This is a genomic window from Limosilactobacillus albertensis, assembly GCF_014145555.1.
Classification (GTDB): domain Bacteria; phylum Bacillota; class Bacilli; order Lactobacillales; family Lactobacillaceae; genus Limosilactobacillus; species Limosilactobacillus albertensis.
Map to the genome: position 1 here is coordinate 17,794 of NZ_JACIVD010000062.1, position 17,886 is coordinate 35,679.

Below are 17,886 nucleotides of genomic sequence, written 5' to 3' on the forward strand. Positions count from 1 at the left end.
GTTAAATACAATGGCAGCAAATTTCCTAAAAAGCTTGTTTGGTGATGAAGATATTGATGAACAAGAATACTATGAAACAAGTGATCAAAATTCTGTAGCATCAACGAATTCAAATAATAAAGTTGTATCGATCAATAGCGGCCGTGTAAATCAAATGAGTCAAATTTCGTTATATGAACCGCGCCTTTATGCGGATGTAAAACAAATTGCCTCACAATTACTTGAAGGACATGCAGTAATTGTTAATTTTACGCAAATGGATTCAAGTGTTGCTGCACGATTAGTAGACTTTTTAAATGGGACAGTCTTTGCAATTGATGGTGAGATGAAACGGATCGGCAAAGAGATTTTTCTATGCACACCAAAAAATTATGAGATTTCTGGTAATTTAACAAGTAATTTAAAAAATGATAGTGATAAATTTTAATCACTAAAAGGAGTTTATATGATCGCGTTTTTGTTATGGGCAATTAACCAATTAGTTGATGCTTATATTTTAGTAATCGTTGTGTGGTGTATTATGTCTTGGTTTCCTAATGCTCGCAATTCACGATTGGGCGATATTATCAACCGGTTAGTCGAACCATACATGCATTGGTTTGACTTTATCCCGCCAATTGGTGGAATTAGTTTTGCCCCAATGGTTGCTATTCTAGTTTTATATTTTGTACAGGCTGGCTTAGCACAGCTTTCAGCAATTTTTTAACAATTAAGAGGGAGTAATTTTGAACGAAAATAATATTAAACAGCACTTTCGTCCAGATGAAGCACCGCTTATCGACCAAGTTAATGACTGGACAGCTACTGCTGAAGGCCAATATCGCCCTATCCTAACTCCTTTTTTAAATCCACGTGAACGTTTTATTGTTCAAACGATTGTTAATCGCAATAACAATGTTAAAATAAAAATGTATGGTGGTTGGCAAGGCGCAGAGATGCAACGAGTTTTAATTTATCCGCCTTATTATGAACCCTCTATAGAAGATTTTGCTCTTCAGATTTTAGAAGTTAATTATCCTATCAAGTTTTCGGAACTGCACCATCGTCAAATTATGGGAACTTTGATTGGTGAAGGACTGGAGCGTAATGCGTTTGGTGACATTTTAACGGATGGGATCCATTGGCAGGTTATCGTGTCAAAAACGATGGCTGAATATTTACGTAAAAACGTTGATCATGTTGGCAGGATAAAGGTTAAATGGATTCAGATTGCTGATGAAGCAGTTTTGACACCTGAAGACGAGTGGACACCATTGGTCACAACGGTTTCATCATTACGACTAGATGCTATCATAGCAGCGGGTTTTAACTATTCACGGAATCGAGCAAAACAGTTAATAGAGCACGGTCAGGTTCGATTAAACTGGGAAGAAATTAATCGTCCAGATTATCAGGTCGATGTACATGATTTGATTTCTGTTCGACATGGAGGACGACTCAGGATCGACATGACTAATGGAAAAACAAAAAAAGATAAAGAAAGAATTACCATTTCGGTTGTAAATGCGTAATTTGAATGGAGGAATTTACTCATGAGTTTGACGGTTGATCAAATTAATAATAAAGAATTTAGTACTAAGATGCGGGGATACAATCCTGAAGAAGTTCAAGAATTCATTCAGGAGGTTTCACAAACTGTTCAGGAATTGATAACTGAAAACAATAACTTACAGGAACAAGTACGGGCTAATGATAGTAAAATTAAGTACTTCGCTGATTTAAAGGATTCCTTGAACAAATCAATTCTTGTTGCACAAGAAGCAGCGGATAAGGTTAAGAATAATGCTAAACGTGAAGCAGATATTATGATTCGTGAAGCACAAAAGCAGGCAACTGATATTGTTTCAGAAGCTAATGACAAGTCAAATCAAGTAATTGAAGATGCTGCTAACTCTACTAAGAAATTGACAAGTGAAACTAATGACCTTCGTAAGCAAACGCGGATCTTCCGTCAACGACTCCAAGTAATGCTTGAATCACAGTTAGAAGTTATTAAGAGTAACGAGTGGGATAAGCTTTTGGAAAATGATGATTTGAGTAAATATGATGAAATTGAAAAAATTTTGGGAAGTCGTCTTGACAGCAGTTCAGCAACCAGTGTAGAATCAACTGCAACAACTGCTAGTGAAGAACAACCTGCTCAATCAGAGCAACAACCAACTGCTCCTGCTGAACAGCCAGCAGAAGATGCTGCTCCAGCTTCAGAAGCTGATACCAATGATGATAAGGGGAGTTCACCTGAAACTGTTGTTGTCTTCCCAGATAACAACAAGTAATATCACTAGTATCGTATTTTAATAAAATCGGTGAAGAGAAGTGGAATAATTAAATAACATTAAAGCGAGTCAACAATTGGTGAGAGGTTGATAATGTTTAGTTATTCCTGATCATCTCGGAGTACCTCATTTGAGCTTAGTAGGGTGAGGCGGTTCATTATCGTTATCTAATGACTTAAGGAAACTTTAAATATTAAAGTTTTGAATCCGGGTGGTACCGCGAAGAAGCTTCGTCCCAGTAATGGGAAGAAGCTTTTTTTATTAAAATACAAGAATTGATGAAAGGGGTAATTAAAATGCGTGTTAAAGATACGTTAAACCTTGGCCGTACAAAATTTCCAATGCGTGGGAAATTGCCTGTTACAGAAGCACAACGGGAACAGCTATGGGAAGAAAATAAAGTTTATGAATTACGACAAAAATTAAATGAGGGTAAGCCAACATTTGTCCTTCATGATGGCCCTCCATATGCTAATGGTAATATTCACATTGGTCACGCAATGAATAAGATCTCTAAAGACTTTATTGTTCGTTACAAGTCCATGTCCGGATATCGTTCTCCTTACGTTCCTGGTTGGGATACTCATGGTTTACCGATTGAACACCAATTAACAAAATCTGGTTATGATCGAAAAAAGATGAGTTTAACAGAATTCCGTGACCTATGTCGAGAATATGCATTAAAGCAGGTTGACAAGCAACGAACTGACTTTAAGCGTTTAGGTGTCAGTGGTGAATGGGACCACCCATACCTTACTCTTGATAAAGAATTTGAAGCTGCTCAGATTCGCGTATTTGGTGAATTTGCAAAGAAGGGGCTTTTATATCAGGCTAAGAAGCCGGTATACTGGTCTTGGTCTTCAGAATCTGCCTTGGCGGAAGCTGAAGTTGAATACCACGATGTTGTTGCTAAGACAGCTTTCTTTGCTGAACAAGTTAAAGATGGTAAAGGACGCTTAGACAATAATACATACATGGTTGTTTGGACTACCACTCCATGGACAGTGCCTGCTTCTGAAGCCGTTGCAGTTAATCCTAAATTTGATTATTCAGTTGTAAAACCTGCTAATGATGATCGGAAGTTTGTCGTTGCAACAGATCTCCTTGAAAAGTTAGCTGAAAAACTTGGGTGGGAAGATTATGAAGTTGTCGATCATTTTGCTGGTCAAGAGCTTGAAGGAATGACAACACAACACCCATACCTTGACCGCGACCTCTTGGTAGGATTAGCCGATTATGTTACTGCTGATGCCGGTACCGGTTTAGTTCACACGGCTCCTGGTTATGGGGACGATGACTACAACTTTGGTAAGAAATATGATTTACCAATTTTTGCACCGATTACTGATCAAGGGGTATTAACAAAGGATAACGGTGAAGGATTTGAAGGTGTCTTCTACCAAGATGCTGATGATGTTTCCTTACAAAAGCTAGAAGAAAATAATGCATTGCTTCTTCAAGAACCGCTTCAACACAGCTACCCATTTGATTGGCGGACAAAGAAACCAATCATTTTCCGGGCAACTGATCAATGGTTTGTTTCAATCGATAAGATGCGTCAAGATATTTTAGATGCTCTTGAAGATGTGAAGTACCATCCAGAATGGGGAAAGGTTCGTCTTCGTAACATGATCAAGGATCGTGGCGACTGGGTAATTTCTCGTCAACGTGTCTGGGGTGTACCGCTACCGGTATTCTATGCTGAAGATGGCACACCAATTATGGAAGAAGAAACAATTAATCATGTTGCTGACTTATTTGCTAAGTATGGTTCTAATGTTTGGTTTGAACGGGATGCAAAAGACCTTTTGCCAGAAGGATATACTAATGAACATTCACCAAATGGTAAATTTACTAAGGAAACTGACATTATGGATGTTTGGTTCGATTCTGGTTCTTCACATCAAGGGGTTTTAGCTGAACGTGATTACTTAACATATCCAGCAGATCTTTATCTTGAAGGATCTGATCAGTACCGTGGTTGGTTCAATTCTAGTTTGATCACAAGTGTTGTTTGTTCTGGTCATGCTCCGTACAAAGAAATTGTTTCACAAGGATTTACGCTTGATAAGCGCGGCAACAAGATGAGTAAATCTCAAGGAAACGTTATTGACCCTAATAAGGTTGTTCAACAAATGGGTGCAGAAATTATTCGCTTATGGGTAATGAGTGCTGATACTTCTGCCGATGTACGGGTTTCAATGGGTACTTTCCAACAGATTTCCGAAGCTTATCGGAAGTTAAGAAATACTTTCCGGTTCTTACTAGCTAATACCGCTGATTTCAACCCAGAAGAAAACACCGTATCATACGAAAAACTTCAATCAGTTGACAAATACATGCTGGTTAAGCTCAATCATTTCTTAAAGAAGATGCGGGAATACTTTGATAATTACGACTTCCTAAATGCATACAAGCTTTTAATCAATTTCGTTAATAATGATCTTTCTGCTTTCTACATGAACGTTGCCAAAGATGTCTTGTATATTGAAGCAGAAAACTCAGAAGTTCGTCGTTCAATGCAAACAGTCTTCTATGATATCTTATTGACACTGGTTAAACTTCTTACCCCAATTCTTCCTCATACTACTGAAGAAGTCTGGAGTTATATGAATGAACCAGAAGACTTTGTTCAATTAACAGAAATTCCTGATCCACGTACTTTTGACAATGAAGAAGAATTATTGAACAAGTGGGATGACTTTATGGAAGTTCGGTCACATGTACTCAAGAGTCTTGAAGAAGCACGGAATGCTAAATTAATTGGTAAGTCTCTTGAAGCACAAGTAGACCTTTACTTAACAGACAGTCAGAAGCAATTGCTTGATAGTCTTAATGAAAATGTTCAATTGTTACTCGGAGTTTCTGCCCTTCATGAACATGCCGCTGACGAAGCTCCTGCTGATGCTGACCAATATAATGACGGTGTTGCAGTTAAGGTTACAACTGCTAAGGGTGAAACCTGTGCTCGTTGTCGAATGGTCAAAGAGGATGTTGGCAGTGATTCGGCTTACCCTGAACTATGTGCTCGTTGTGCTGCAATCGTTCGCAAGAATTTCCCTGAAACAGTTGATGAGGGCTTAGAAAACTAATAATATCTAAAAATTAACGGATTTCGCCAACCGGTAAATGACAATTATTTTTAAGCGGTGTAAAATACCAAGTGACGCTTGTTGCTTGGTATTTTATTTTGGAGTTGGTGAAAAATGCTCAAAGGAAGAGTTAAAAGCTTTGATGAACAAAAAGGGTGGGGATTTATTACAGTTCCTCACGAAGGAGAAATTTTTGTTCATTACAGCGGAATTGAAGGAACAAGACATCGGATCCTCCATCCGGGTGAAGAAGTATCGTTAGTAATTGTTCAAGGGAAAAAAGGACCGCAAGCAGCACATGTACGTGTTTTAGGATAAGGAAGGATTTTATATGGATTTTGAAGAACGTCCAATAAGCAGCAAAATAGTTTTTCATGGGCATTTAATTGATGTTGAAGTTCAACAAGTGATAACCCCATACGGAAATCAAACGCAACGAGAAATCGTTCATCATGCACCAGCAATCGCTATTTTAGCTCTTACTGCTGATAACAAAATGATTCTTGAAAAGCAGTGGCGGGCACCAATTGCGAAAACAACTCTTGAAATTCCTGCTGGGAAGCTTGATCAACGTGATGCTGATAATGCGGTTCATGCTGCTAAACGGGAATTAAATGAAGAAACGCGGTATGAAGCAGCAAATTTGAAAAAGATCTCTTCATTTTATACTTCTGTTGGCTGTATGGATGAATACATGACCCTATATTTAGCCACGGGATTAGAGCGTGTTACTAATGAACTGCCACAAGATCAGGATGAACAATTAGTTTTAAGCGAAGTAACTTTACCACAAGCACTTGAAATGATTGATCGGGGCGAAATTGAAGATGCTAAGACAATCATGGCAATCTATTACTGGCGAGGAATGAACAGACGTGGATAATAAACAACAAGATGAGCAGCAATCACGGATGTCGCGCAGTCAATACCGTCAACAACAGCGACAGGCAGAACAAAAATCAAGTGATGAACCATTAACAGGGACTGCTGACCATATTTATAGTCGAGAGGCAGCAGCCGGTCAACGTCATGATGAAACGGTTGCAGAAAAGACGGCACGATTAAAACGACGACTAAATATAGCAATTGTTGCCCTGATTGTAGCAATTATTATTGTTTACTTAATATTATTTTATGTTGGATAAAGGAGAAAATTATGCGATTTGGAATTATTTGTGCGATGCCAGAGGAAATTAAAGAACTAACTGCAAAGCTCACAGCAAGGCAAGAAAAACGAATTGGCGGGAAAGACTACCTTTTTGGCAGGATCAATAACCAAGAAGTTGTTCTTGTCGAATCTGGAATTGGTAAGGTTGAGGCTGGAATAACCACTGAACACTTAATTACTGATTGTGGAGCTGACGTCGTAATTAATTCTGGTTCAGCTGGAGGAATTGGCGCAGGGTTGCATGTTGGTGATATTGTAATCTCAACAGAAACAGCTTATCACGATGTTGACGCAACCGCCTTTAATTACCGTTATGGTCAGCTACCGGGAAAGGAACCACGATTTAAGGCATCAGAACAATGGGGCAAGGCTTTAGAAAAAGCGGGCGAAAAAACTGGCCTAAATGTGAAACGCGGCTTGATTGTTTCTGGTGATCAATTTATTGCAAGTACAGATGCAATCAAAGGAATTCTAAATCATTTTCCAGACGCGCTTTCTAGCGAAATGGAAGGAGCAGCTGTTGGCCAAGTCGCAACTGACCACCACGTTCCATATGTTGTAGTGCGTGCAATGTCTGATACGGGTGATGAAGATGCTGGTGTTAGTTTTGATGATTTTATCATTGATGCCGGAAAACGTTCAGCAAACATGCTATTACAGCTTTTCGGCGATTTAGATAAGTAATACGTAAATGGAAGGATGAAAACTTGTGAGTGAGATTTATTTGGATAATGCAGCAACAACTCCGATGACCCCGGAAGTAATTGCAGAGGTAACTAAACAAATGCAAGAATCGTGGGGGAATGCTTCCACTGGTTATTCATATGGTCGTCATGCTAAGTTAGTAATGGAAAACAGTCGTCATATATTGGCGCAAAGTATCAATGCCGACGATAACGAAATTATTATTACTAGCGGGGGAACAGAGAGTGATAATACTGCCATTATTCAAACAGCTTTTAAGCGGCAAAAACTTGGTAAACACATTATTACAACTGCAATTGAGCACGAGGCTGTTTTAAAACCGCTTCACTTTCTAGAAGAACACGGCTTTGAGGTAACGTACCTGCCAGTTGATGAAAATGGTAATATCTCAATTGATGATTTTAAGGCTGCCCTTCGTGATGATACGATTTTAGTAACTATCATGATGGAAAATAATGAAGTTGGCAGTCAAATGCCTATTCATGAAATTGGTGAAATCTTGAAAGACCATCAAGCGTGGTTCCATACAGATGCTGTTCAAGCATATGGCCTCTTACCAATTGATGTGAAGGCGGATCACATTGATATGCTTTCAACATCAGCTCATAAAATTAATGGCCCCAAAATGATGGGATTCTTATATCGGCGTGACGGTATTAGTTTTCCAAGTTTCATTAAGGGGGGCGACCAAGAAACTAAACGCCGCGCCGGAACTGAAAATGTTCCCAGCATTGCGGGCTTTGCCAAAGCTGTAGAATTGAATACTCCAGAAGTAAAAGAAGAGCGGCGCAATCGTTATTATGGGTTTAAACAGAAGATTGTCAGCGCGCTTAAGGAAAATAATGTTAACTTTGAAATTAATGGTCAAATTAATAAAACACACGTCCTTAACTTATGGTTTAAAGGAATTTCAACTTATGTAATTCAAACAGACCTGGATCTTGCAGGAATTGCAGTTTCAGGCGGTTCCGCATGTACTGCCGGAAGTATTGAGCCTTCACATGTTTTAACAGCGATGTTTGGTAAAGATAGTCCACGAATTAGTGAGTCAATTCGAATTAGCTTTGGTGGTTTAAATACTGAAGAGGATATCGATAAACTAATTACAACGATTATTAAAATTGTTGAAAAGCTAAAACAAATTAATGGAGAAAAATAAAATGGAATTTACAAAAACAGTCCAAATTTCTGGCGATAAGGACAAATATTCGATTAGCCCGGCAATAAAAAAATATGCGTTGCTTGACCTTGGCTTTGAGCAAACTAAACGTGGGAATTTTGAATATCTTGGAAGCCTTGATACTGATAATCCATTTAAACCGGTCGCTCGTCTTCGGATTTTGATTAATAGTAATCTAGATGGTTTTAAAATGGAGACACTCTCAGGAAATGGTTTGCGGAAAGTTAATATTTTTAATCATCAACGCGCAGATGAATTTGTTCAACAATATCACTATATTTTAGATGAGATGGTTGCGCGGCAAATATTTACTAAATAAAAACTGTGCAGGCACGGTAAGACTCTGGTACAATTGTTATCACTGGATGCATGCGACCTTCAATCGTAGATTATTCCAGAATCTATACGAAATGATGGTGATAATTAATGGCTGATAATAGTCATACACGTGTTGTGGTAGGAATGAGCGGAGGCGTTGATTCTTCAGTCACAGCCCTCCTCTTAAAACGCCAGGGTTATGATGTAGTTGGTGTCTTTATGAAGAACTGGGATGATACTGATGAAAATGGTGTTTGTACTGCCACTGAAGATTACAAAGATGTAGCCAAAGTTGCTGCTAAGATTGGGATTCCATATTATTCCGTTAACTTTGAAAAGGAATACTGGGACCGGGTTTTCAAGTACTTCATTGCCGAATACAAGAAAGGGCGGACCCCTAATCCCGATGTTATTTGTAATAAAGAAATTAAGTTTAAGGCCTTTATTGATTACGCAAACCAATTAGGGGCAGATTATGTTGCGACGGGACATTATGCCAACGTAAAGCGGGACGCAAATGGTCGGATGCACCTAATGCGGGCAAAAGATCAGCATAAGGACCAAACTTACTTTTTAAGCCAGCTTGATTACAAACAGTTAGATAAGGTAATGTTTCCATTAGCTAATTATACTAAGCCTGAGATTCGTCAGATTGCCGAAGAAGCGGGACTTGCTACTGCTAATAAGAAGGATTCAGTTGGAATTTGTTTTATTGGCGAAGATGGTCATTTTCGGGAATTTTTAAGTCAGTATATTCCTGCTCAACCAGGTAATATGGAGACGCTTGACGGCAAGGTTGTAGGTAAACACATGGGCCTTATGTACTACACTATTGGACAACGGCGGGGCCTAGGCCTTGGTGGCAATAAACAAAGCAATGAGCCATGGTTTGTAATTGGCAAGGACATGAGTAAAAATGTTCTTTACGTTGGTCAGGGTTATGATAATGATCACCTTTATGCCACTCACCTCGAAGCTAGTGACATTCACTGGGTTGATGATGTTGTTAGCCGATACGGCCGTGATTTTCATTGTACTGCTAAGTTCCGTTACCGTCAGACTGATGTTGGTGTTACTGTCCACTTATCTGATGATGATCAGATGGTAACCGTTGAGTTTGATGATCCTGCGCGGGCTATCACTCCAGGCCAGGCGGTGGTCTTTTATGATGGTGAAGAATGTCTTGGAAGTGCCATCATTGACCGTGCCTACAGTCATGACCGACAACTCCAGTACGTTTAATTCATATTTAAACCTTAAGAGGGCAGAAGTAAATTTGCTTTTGCCTTCTTAAATATACATAAGAGAATAACTCTGTGATAAACAATTGCCGCAAACTCTGGTAAGATAGTAAATAAAAGGAGTAACGACAGAGATGACAAAAGTTTACTTAATTCGGCACGGAAAAACACAATGGAATTTAGAATCTCGTTATCAAGGTGCCAATGGTGACTCACCATTATTAAAAAAAAGTTATCGTGAAATTGAATTATTAGCGGGTTCTCTACAAAAAATCCCTTTTGCGCATGCGTATACTAGTCCCTTAAAGCGTGCACAAAAGACGGCACAGGCTTTGTTAATCCATCTAAATCAAGATATTCCATTGACAATTGATAGCCGATTAAAGGAATTCAATCTTGGAGAGATGGAGGGGATGCACTTTGAAGATGTTGCTGCAAAGTGGCCTGAAGTCTTAAAAAACTTTCGTCATCATCCTGATAAGTACGATGAATCGTTAGTTAAAGGTGAAAGCTTTGCTGCAGTAATCACACGTTTTCGGGCGGCAATTGAAGAATATTGTCGGCGGTATCCTGACGGTAATATTTTAATTATTTCACATGGTGCTGCTTTAAATGCGGCTATTAATGCATTAATTGGTACTCCTCTTGCGCACTTGAAAGACCGTGGCGGATTAAGCAATACCTCGACAACGATCCTTACAACTGATGATGCTCGCCATTTCAGACTAGAAAAGTGGAATGACACATCTTACCTTCACAAAAATAAGGTTGACCCAACCGATACCATTTAAGAGGTGATATTTAATGACAGAGAAAAAAGACTTTCGCGATCCTAAGAAAAAGGAAACGGAGAAATTAGTTCATAAATTAGTAGAAGCAATCGATGAACACCCAGAAAAAGTAAATAACTACTATGATTTAGGTTCTTTGTTAACCCGGTTAAATGATTATCAACAGGCAGAAGAACTTTTTATGAAGGCCCTAGGGATTTTTGAAGCTAAGGGCGATACAGATGCTATGAATCTTTTGAACTATGGACTTGGTAATCTTTACTATGAAGTTGGCAAAGTCAATGCAGCTATTAATCTTTATAACAAAATTGATGATCCAAAGCTAAAGGGAGATTCCTACCTTATGTTAGCGCAAAGCTATATGAAGAAGGGACAGCACAAACAGGCAGTTGCTTATGGGTTAACGGCTCTTGAATTACGTTCCGACGATCCTGAAATTAATCAGGTGATTGGAGATTCATTACTAGCACTTGGTGAATTTAAACAGGCTAAAACTTATTATGACGCGATCTTAAAATATCATCCCGGTCGTGCAGATACACAATTTAATCGGGGAATTGTCGCAATGGTACTTGGCGAGCCGTACAAGGATTATCTTGCACAAGCTAAGCAATTAGATCCAAACTATTATCATAAGAGCGAACAGCGACTAAATGATATTGAAAAGACGCTTCAAACAACTCAAAAGAAAGATTAGTAACGTGAAAGGATGACTTCTATGGCTGAAGAACTCGACCTATTTAAGACGCCAACGGAGCCGTCTTTTTTTATTGGTCAAGTACAATCAGAAATTTTTAACAGCCCTGATTCTTTTTTTAAGGTACTTATTGTTTCAGTAGAAGAAGCAAATTTTGATTGGCATGAACCGGAAATCACAGTAACAGGGAGCTTTGGCGACTTAAGTGATGATCAGACTTATCGATTTGAAGGAAAAATTGTAGAACATCCGCGATATGGTCAACAGTTTCAAGCTACTTCTTATCATGCAAACCGACCAACAAGCAAGGACGGGTTAATTAGCTTTTTATCAGGAAAACAATTTGCAGGAATTGGAGAAAAGACTGCTGAAAAGATTGTTGATAAATTAGGGACTAATGCAATTGATAGAATTATTGCGGATCCGCATGTTTTAGATAGTCTAAAACTCCGCAAAGCAGTAAAAGACGCGTTAATTGATAACCTGCGAGCAAATCAAGGAATGGATCAAATTATTATTGGTTTAAATGATCTTGGATTTGGTGCGAACCTTAGTAGTGCAATTTTTGATAAATATGGTGATGAGACCCTTCATATAATCCATGAAAATCCTTACCAACTAGCTGCTGAAATTGATGGGATTAGTTTTAATCGGGCTGATCAAGTAGCTCAGCGATTAGAAATTGCTCCTGATGATCCGCGGCGCATTAATGCTGCGATTATTCAAACACTTGATGATTTAACGATGGAAACAGGAGATACTTATACGACCACTAAGCCATTACTTCAGCAAACGATCCAATTGCTCGTTCAGGGGAGCGGTGGGCAAGTATCAACTGACTTAATCACTGACCAGATTGTAGAATTAGAGAAGAACCAAGGAATTCGCTATGCCGATGAAAAAATCTATCCGACTGCCCTATATAATGCGGAATGGCAAATTGCGGATCACTTACACCGTCTTTTAACAGTAGAGCAAGAAAATTTGCCAGCTAAGACTGTAGATAAAGTTGTTACAAAGGTAGCTGACCAATCTGGAATAACTTATGATCAAGTTCAAAAAGAAGCAATTAAGACAGCCCTAAATAGCAAAGTAATGTTATTAACGGGAGGACCAGGTACAGGCAAGACGACGATTATTAAGGGAATTGTTGCTAGTTATGCAAAAATTCATGATATATCACTAGATGTTGATGAATATAAGGAAAAATCATTTCCCGTATTATTAGCTGCTCCAACTGGTCGTGCAGCTAAGCGGATGAGTGAAGCTACTGATTTACCGGCAAGTACGATTCACCGGTTATTAGGGCTTAACGGCCGAGAAATGCCGACTGATTTAAATGCCCGTGACTTAGAAGGATCATTATTAATTATTGATGAAATGTCGATGGTTGATACGCTTTTGTTTAAGACTCTTATTCAGGCTGTACCAACTTCAATGCATGTGGTTTTAGTCGGTGATAAAGATCAGCTGCCATCAGTTGGGCCCGGCCAAGTTTTCCATGATTTATTAGATTTTGCCGAATTACCGAAAGTTGAGCTAACGAATATCCATCGGCAAGCTGCTGATTCAACAATTATTCCATTAGCTCATGCGATTAAAGAGGGGAAGCTGCCGCCAGATTTAGTCAATAAAAAGCCAGATCGCTCGTTCATTTCCTGCCACGCCAATCAGGTGCCAAGTGTCGTTCAACAGATTATTGACCTTTCAAAGAAACGAAACTACTCAGCTAACGATATTCAAATTTTAGCGCCAATGTACCGTGGACAAGCCGGAATTGATCGCTTAAATGAACTTGCACAGCAGGCATATAATCCGCCAGCTAATGGGAAACAGGAAATTGAATTTAGGGGACAAATATTGCGGGTAGGAGATAAGGTTCTTCAACTTGTTAATGTGCCGGAAAAGAATATTTTTAATGGTGATATTGGAAAAATAACAGCAATTGAAAATAGTAAGACGGCAGGCAAACGGAATGAATCGATTACCGTTGATTTTGATGGTAACGAGGTAAAATATAGTCGAATGGAATGGAATCAGTTACGGTTAGCATATTGTATTTCAATTCATAAGGCACAGGGAAGTCAGTTTAAGATGGTATTACTTCCCATTGTTCAGCAATTCAGTCGAATGCTTCAACGAAATCTTTTATATACGGCAATCACACGTGCTGCGGAAAAATTAGTGATGATGGGAGAACCATATGCCGTGATGACCAGTGTAAAAAATGAGGCTGTTAATCGGCGGACCTCGTTGGTTGACCGCCTCGGAAAAGTGTGGAGCAGGCATGGTGAACTAAAGTCGCCTGAAGAGATCTCAACAAGTTCGTTAACAAAAGATCTTGCCGAGAACAAAGATGATGATAGTAGGTCCATTCACAAAAAAGAAGTTGCGCAACCGCGGTCACCAAGTAATAATCCTCGACAATATGTTTTGACCGCAGACCTTATTAATTCGGATGCTATTGATCCATTAATCGGGATGGATAATATTAGCTTACAAAGTCTGCACCAAGGCAAATAATACTTGATTGAACACTGATTTGTTGTCATAATAGTTATGATTATTGTCGAACTTTAAAGGAGTACAAAAATGACCCAGATTAAAAATGCCGATAATGTGCGTCTATTTTCATTAAATTCAAATCCTAAGCTTGCTGAGCAAATTTCCCAACGAGTAGGAATTCCATTGAGTAAAGCGTCAATTAGTCACTTTGCTGATGGGGAGATTAAAATTACTATCGACGAGAGTATTCGTGGTTGTGAAGTTTATGTAATTCAGTCAGTTTCTGATCCAGTTAACACTAACCTAATGGAATTATTAATTATGGTTGATGCTTTACGACGGGCCAGTGCTGCTAAGATCAATGTTGTGATGCCATATTATGGTTATGCACGCCAAGATCGGAAAGCGCGGAGCCGTGAACCAATCACAGCTAAGCTAATTGCTAACCTTCTTGAAATGGACCAAATTAGTCGATTGGTAACAATTGATTTACATGCTCCTCAGGTTCAAGGTTTCTTTGATATTCCAGTTGATCACTTACAGGCAACGAGTCTCTTCACCAAGTATATTGAAGAGCAGAACCTAGGGGACGATATTGTCGTAGTTGCCCCCGACCATGCTGGTGTTAACCTTGCACGGAAATATGCAGAACATATTAAGGCATCGATTGCTATTATCGATAACCGTAATGATGAAGTTCGTGAACGAGTTGACCAAGAAGTTCCGCAATATGTAATTGGTGATGTAAAGGGTAAGACAGCAATTATTGTTGACGATATTGTTGATACTGGTGTACGGATGGACCTCTCTGCACAAGCATTAAAGAACTTTGGTGCAGCTAAGGTTTACGGAATTGCTACCCATGCTGTCCTATCTGCAGATGCAGTAAATACTCTCCAAAAATCGCCACTTGAAAAAATGATTGTAACTGATACAATCCAACTACCAAAAGAAAAGGAATTTCCAAAGCTAGTCCAATTGTCAGTAGATGATTTATTAAAAGAGGCAATTGTTCGAATTCACAATAACCAATCAATTGATACGTTGTTTAACCGTAAATAATATATTTATATAAAAAAAGTTAGTGATGGTAATGAATTGACAAATGCTAAATATGCTTTGTTTTCGTTGCTTTCTGTTATATTTTTGCTTAGTGCAGTCAGATCTGCTTGATGTAATGCGGCTTCTTCTGCGGTAAGGGTGTGGGTAAATGTAGCATTACCGATTAATTCAATCCAATAATTATAATTATCACGGTGAAGAATCGTTTTTACCATTCCACCAGGATTGTAAACGTTGATTGGCTCATTAAAAGAGGCCATGTCCGGATGAGTGAGGGCTAACGCTAAGCTAGTAGCTGACATTCCTGTCCCGCAAGCATTTGTAAAACCGACTCCCCGTTCAAACGTTTTAACAAAAAGTTCATTGTGACCGAGAATATATCCAAAATTGACATTTACACCATCACTAAAATAGGGATTATCGCTATTTAGCCGTGTGCCTAATTCTTTAAGCGCTGGCCCGTGCAAAGTTTCTTTGTTAACAAAACTAATTAAATGGGGGTTAGGGACAGCAAGCGCAGAGAAATATAGGCCAGGATAAAGTTCTGGGACAAGGGTATTTAGTAGCCGCTTCCGACCTAAGTTATTAAAAGGAAGGGCGGTATGATCAAATTTAACCGGTGAAATTTCGACCGCAAAGGCAGGAACACCAGGTGCTAAGTCTTCATGTTTACGGACGCGAAGGCTAGCATTCATCGTGTCGACTTTAAAGTCGGTTAAATTATCACGTTCAGCAACGTAACGGGCAACAGTTCGCAAGCCATTGCCGCACATTGAGGCTTCACTCCCATCCGCGTTTATTACACGCATTTGTGCTACAGAGCCTGGACGGGTTGGCTGATTAACAACTAAAACACCGTCAGCACCACCAAGAATACCGTTTGAGGGATCGGTTATTTTTTGCGTGAAGTTAATAAGTTCTTCATCTGAAAGTGGATTTTGTAATTGTGTTTGATCAAGAATGAAAAAGGTATTTTGTGATCCATGTACTTTTAATAATTGCACCATAAGCTTCCTCCTAGTTTACAAAAAAACGGTGATAAATTGCGCGGACTGCTTCATCAGCATCGTTATCGTCTGTCCCAATCATAATTGCAATCTGTGAAGACCCCTGATTGATCATTGTAACAGAGATCCGTTTTTCAGCAAGTGAAACTAAAATATCTGAGATAACCCCGGTTCGATCGCGCATTCCTTCACCGACAACCATGGTGATGGCATAATTGTCAATCCATTCTAAGCGGTCGGGGTTAATTTCTTCTTGAATTTCGTTACAAATTGTATCAATCAATTGATCGTTGATGGCATTTCGGTCCAGAATAATCGTAATGTCGTCTATTCCAGAAGGCATATGTTCATATGAAATGTTATGCTTTGCCAGAATTTGCAGAATACGGAGGGTAAAACCGGCCTGCTTATTGAGTAGGTATTTGTGAAGGTATAAAGCAGCAAAATGTTTACCGCTTACAACACCTGTCACGATATCACTTGGTTGAAAATCCTTGTCAGGGACGATCATTGTTCCTGGCTTATCAGGATCGTTGGTATTTCGTACATTGATTGGAATATTTCCCTGAATAGCAGGAATTAATGCCTCATCGTGAAAAACGGAAAATCCGGCATAAGATAATTCACGCATTTCACGATAGGTCATTTTCGTGATTGGTTGTGGATTATCAACTATTTGGGGGTTGGCAGCATAAATAGCATCAACATCGGTAAAGTTTTCGTAAGTTGACGCGTGTAAACCACATGCTAAAATAGCGCCGGTGATATCTGAACCGCCACGAGAAAAAGTGGCAATGTGTCCGGCAAGGGTGATGCCGTAAAAACCTGGGAAGACCAGTAGTTCACTGTCATTAAATGCAAACTGGCTTAAGTTAGCATAGGTTTCTGGGATAACGCTTGCATTATTGGGGGTTCCTGTGACTGTAATTCCAGCTTCACTAGGAGTTACAAACCGTGCTTCATAGCCGAGGTGTTGTAAAATAATTGCCATTAGTTGAGCATTTAAGCGTTCACCGTGAGCTTTAAATGCTGCTAAAAGGTAACTATCATTAGGGTAAATTTGGCGGGGCAGATCTTCCAGCCGGTCTTTTAATGGCGTTAGGTTATCTGCTGGTAAGTCAAAGTAGTCAGCAATATCCCGGTATCGGTTTAGAATTTGCTCAACGATCTTACTTGGGTCCTGGTCGTTTATTACCGCATTGGCATATTTGATTAATAAATCAGTGACCTTAATATCTTCGGAAAAACGTTTCCCTGGTGCAGATGTAACAATTACCCGTCTTTGCGGATCAGAAGTAATAATATTAATCGCATTTTGGAAGGCTTCACCATTTGCAAGGGAACTGCCGCCGAATTTTACAACTTTCATGTTTGAAACTCCTTTGAGATGATTAGGGTTGCTAATTTATCCCTAAAATAATTTAATCGAATTCTAACATATTGATAGCGACATGCAAGTCTTTATATTGCATAAGTTAAGCCAAAAAATATTATTTACATCTAATAGATTAAAAAATATTTTTTTAATTTAATGATAAGTATTGACATTCTCATAAAAGACTTATAAGCTATGTATAAATCGAAGAGGCGCAACCGACACTAGTAAGCTAATTTAGTTTGCCAAACGATAAGGTTAGTTGAACAGGGAAGTTGCCGAAGCACTTAATTTGGCATTATTAAGTAGCTGGGTCGTAGTTGAATAAGCTACGGACTGTCGCAGGACAATAGGAGCCTGCGTTGCGCTATCGACAAATCAGAATGGATAAAGTGAATTCCACTGTTTGTTTGCGCAAACAGTGGAATTTTTTTATGCGACCTCTTTACTACAAATCTTGTGGAGGAAT

At 39.0% G+C, this 17,886-nt stretch carries 18 protein-coding genes, 1 riboswitch and 1 other annotated feature; of the genes, 16 read left to right on the forward strand and 2 right to left on the reverse strand.

Annotation, left to right across the window (positions count from 1 at the left end):
- The first annotated feature begins 10 nt into the window (after positions 1-10).
- The 16 genes from H5S41_RS05560 to H5S41_RS05635 all read left to right on the forward strand — a co-directional run bounded on the left by H5S41_RS05560 (position 11) and on the right by H5S41_RS05635 (position 15,035).
- Entirely contained in the window at positions 11-427 is a 417-nt protein-coding gene (locus H5S41_RS05560; RefSeq protein WP_182602642.1) for a cell division protein SepF, read from the forward strand.
- Between the two features lie 18 nt (positions 428-445).
- Complete coding sequence (locus H5S41_RS05565; protein WP_182602643.1) at positions 446-706, forward strand: YggT family protein; 261 nt, start codon at positions 446-448, stop codon at positions 704-706.
- Positions 707-725: 19 nt separating this feature from the next.
- Entirely contained in the window at positions 726-1,511 is a 786-nt protein-coding gene (locus H5S41_RS05570) for a YlmH family RNA-binding protein (RefSeq protein ID WP_182602644.1), read from the forward strand.
- Between the two features lie 21 nt (positions 1,512-1,532).
- The gene (locus H5S41_RS05575; RefSeq protein WP_182602645.1) at positions 1,533-2,276 is read left to right on the forward strand and encodes a DivIVA domain-containing protein; all 744 of its coding nucleotides are present in this window, start codon (positions 1,533-1,535) and stop codon (positions 2,274-2,276) included.
- 21 nt (positions 2,277-2,297) lie between these two features.
- Positions 2,298-2,517, forward strand: a binding site (T-box leader).
- 55 nt (positions 2,518-2,572) lie between these two features.
- Positions 2,573-5,368 (forward strand): isoleucine--tRNA ligase, encoded by a 2,796-nt coding sequence (gene ileS, locus H5S41_RS05580; RefSeq protein ID WP_182602646.1) that lies wholly within the window; start codon positions 2,573-2,575, stop codon positions 5,366-5,368.
- A gap of 114 nt (positions 5,369-5,482) precedes the next feature.
- Positions 5,483-5,686: a cold-shock protein gene (locus H5S41_RS05585; protein ID WP_153710623.1), complete on the forward strand. Its 204-nt coding sequence runs from the start codon at positions 5,483-5,485 to the stop codon at positions 5,684-5,686.
- A gap of 13 nt (positions 5,687-5,699) precedes the next feature.
- Positions 5,700-6,251 carry an NUDIX hydrolase gene (locus H5S41_RS05590; RefSeq protein ID WP_182602647.1) on the forward strand — a complete coding sequence of 184 codons (552 nt, stop codon included), beginning with the start codon at positions 5,700-5,702 and terminating at the stop codon, positions 6,249-6,251.
- Positions 6,244-6,513: a hypothetical protein gene (locus tag H5S41_RS05595; RefSeq protein ID WP_182597951.1), complete on the forward strand. Its 270-nt coding sequence runs from the start codon at positions 6,244-6,246 to the stop codon at positions 6,511-6,513. Before H5S41_RS05590 ends, H5S41_RS05595 begins: the two co-directional genes overlap by 8 nt.
- A gap of 11 nt (positions 6,514-6,524) precedes the next feature.
- A complete protein-coding gene (locus tag H5S41_RS05600) occupies positions 6,525-7,220 on the forward strand; it encodes a 5'-methylthioadenosine/adenosylhomocysteine nucleosidase (RefSeq protein WP_182602648.1) in 696 nt (231 codons plus the stop codon).
- A 25-nt stretch (positions 7,221-7,245) separates the two neighbouring features.
- On the forward strand, positions 7,246-8,400 hold the full coding sequence (locus tag H5S41_RS05605) for a cysteine desulfurase family protein (RefSeq protein ID WP_182602649.1): 1,155 nt from the start codon (positions 7,246-7,248) through the stop codon (positions 8,398-8,400).
- Between the two features lies 1 nt (position 8,401).
- Positions 8,402-8,740: a DUF1831 domain-containing protein gene (locus H5S41_RS05610; RefSeq protein WP_163705531.1), complete on the forward strand. Its 339-nt coding sequence runs from the start codon at positions 8,402-8,404 to the stop codon at positions 8,738-8,740.
- 107 nt (positions 8,741-8,847) lie between these two features.
- Complete coding sequence (mnmA, locus tag H5S41_RS05615; protein WP_153710619.1) at positions 8,848-9,981, forward strand: tRNA 2-thiouridine(34) synthase MnmA; 1,134 nt, start codon at positions 8,848-8,850, stop codon at positions 9,979-9,981.
- A 133-nt stretch (positions 9,982-10,114) separates the two neighbouring features.
- Positions 10,115-10,771: a histidine phosphatase family protein gene (locus H5S41_RS05620; RefSeq protein ID WP_182602650.1), complete on the forward strand. Its 657-nt coding sequence runs from the start codon at positions 10,115-10,117 to the stop codon at positions 10,769-10,771.
- A gap of 13 nt (positions 10,772-10,784) precedes the next feature.
- Positions 10,785-11,468 carry a tetratricopeptide repeat protein gene (locus H5S41_RS05625; RefSeq protein WP_182602651.1) on the forward strand — a complete coding sequence of 228 codons (684 nt, stop codon included), beginning with the start codon at positions 10,785-10,787 and terminating at the stop codon, positions 11,466-11,468.
- 21 nt (positions 11,469-11,489) lie between these two features.
- Positions 11,490-13,991, forward strand: coding sequence for an SF1B family DNA helicase RecD2 (recD2, locus tag H5S41_RS05630; RefSeq protein ID WP_182602652.1), 2,502 nt, complete (start codon positions 11,490-11,492; stop codon positions 13,989-13,991).
- 69 nt (positions 13,992-14,060) lie between these two features.
- Positions 14,061-15,035, forward strand: a complete 975-nt coding sequence (locus tag H5S41_RS05635) for a ribose-phosphate diphosphokinase (RefSeq protein WP_182602653.1) — start codon at positions 14,061-14,063, stop codon at positions 15,033-15,035.
- Between the two features lie 5 nt (positions 15,036-15,040).
- Here the strand turns inward: H5S41_RS05635 and dapF are convergent, their stop codons facing one another.
- Together dapF and H5S41_RS05645 are read right to left on the reverse strand one after the other, a co-directional pair.
- Entirely contained in the window at positions 15,041-16,042 is a 1,002-nt protein-coding gene (gene dapF, locus H5S41_RS05640) for a diaminopimelate epimerase (protein WP_182602654.1), read from the reverse strand.
- Positions 16,043-16,052: 10 nt separating this feature from the next.
- A complete protein-coding gene (locus H5S41_RS05645) occupies positions 16,053-17,411 on the reverse strand; it encodes an aspartate kinase (RefSeq protein ID WP_182602655.1) in 1,359 nt (452 codons plus the stop codon).
- 205 nt (positions 17,412-17,616) lie between these two features.
- Positions 17,617-17,796: riboswitch (Lysine riboswitch) on the forward strand.
- Positions 17,797-17,886: the final 90 nt, after the last annotated feature.

What these genes read in the sequence shown, in the direction of transcription:
- H5S41_RS05560 (WP_182602642.1), top strand. Translation starts at nt 11, where the DNA reads ATGGCAGCAAATTTCCTAAAAAGCTTGTTTGGTGATGAAGATATTGAT.
- H5S41_RS05565 (WP_182602643.1), top strand. Translation starts at nt 446, where the DNA reads ATGATCGCGTTTTTGTTATGGGCAATTAACCAATTAGTTGATGCTTAT.
- H5S41_RS05575 (WP_182602645.1), top strand. Translation starts at nt 1,533, where the DNA reads ATGAGTTTGACGGTTGATCAAATTAATAATAAAGAATTTAGTACTAAG.
- ileS (WP_182602646.1), top strand. Translation starts at nt 2,573, where the DNA reads ATGCGTGTTAAAGATACGTTAAACCTTGGCCGTACAAAATTTCCAATG.
- H5S41_RS05585 (WP_153710623.1), top strand. Translation starts at nt 5,483, where the DNA reads ATGCTCAAAGGAAGAGTTAAAAGCTTTGATGAACAAAAAGGGTGGGGA.
- H5S41_RS05590 (WP_182602647.1), top strand. Translation starts at nt 5,700, where the DNA reads ATGGATTTTGAAGAACGTCCAATAAGCAGCAAAATAGTTTTTCATGGG.
- H5S41_RS05600 (WP_182602648.1), top strand. Translation starts at nt 6,525, where the DNA reads ATGCGATTTGGAATTATTTGTGCGATGCCAGAGGAAATTAAAGAACTA.
- H5S41_RS05610 (WP_163705531.1), top strand. Translation starts at nt 8,402, where the DNA reads ATGGAATTTACAAAAACAGTCCAAATTTCTGGCGATAAGGACAAATAT.
- mnmA (WP_153710619.1), top strand. Translation starts at nt 8,848, where the DNA reads ATGGCTGATAATAGTCATACACGTGTTGTGGTAGGAATGAGCGGAGGC.
- H5S41_RS05620 (WP_182602650.1), top strand. Translation starts at nt 10,115, where the DNA reads ATGACAAAAGTTTACTTAATTCGGCACGGAAAAACACAATGGAATTTA.
- H5S41_RS05625 (WP_182602651.1), top strand. Translation starts at nt 10,785, where the DNA reads ATGACAGAGAAAAAAGACTTTCGCGATCCTAAGAAAAAGGAAACGGAG.
- recD2 (WP_182602652.1), top strand. Translation starts at nt 11,490, where the DNA reads ATGGCTGAAGAACTCGACCTATTTAAGACGCCAACGGAGCCGTCTTTT.
- H5S41_RS05635 (WP_182602653.1), top strand. Translation starts at nt 14,061, where the DNA reads ATGACCCAGATTAAAAATGCCGATAATGTGCGTCTATTTTCATTAAAT.
- dapF (WP_182602654.1), bottom strand. Translation starts at nt 16,042, where the DNA reads ATGGTGCAATTATTAAAAGTACATGGATCACAAAATACCTTTTTCATT.
- H5S41_RS05645 (WP_182602655.1), bottom strand. Translation starts at nt 17,411, where the DNA reads ATGAAAGTTGTAAAATTCGGCGGCAGTTCCCTTGCAAATGGTGAAGCC.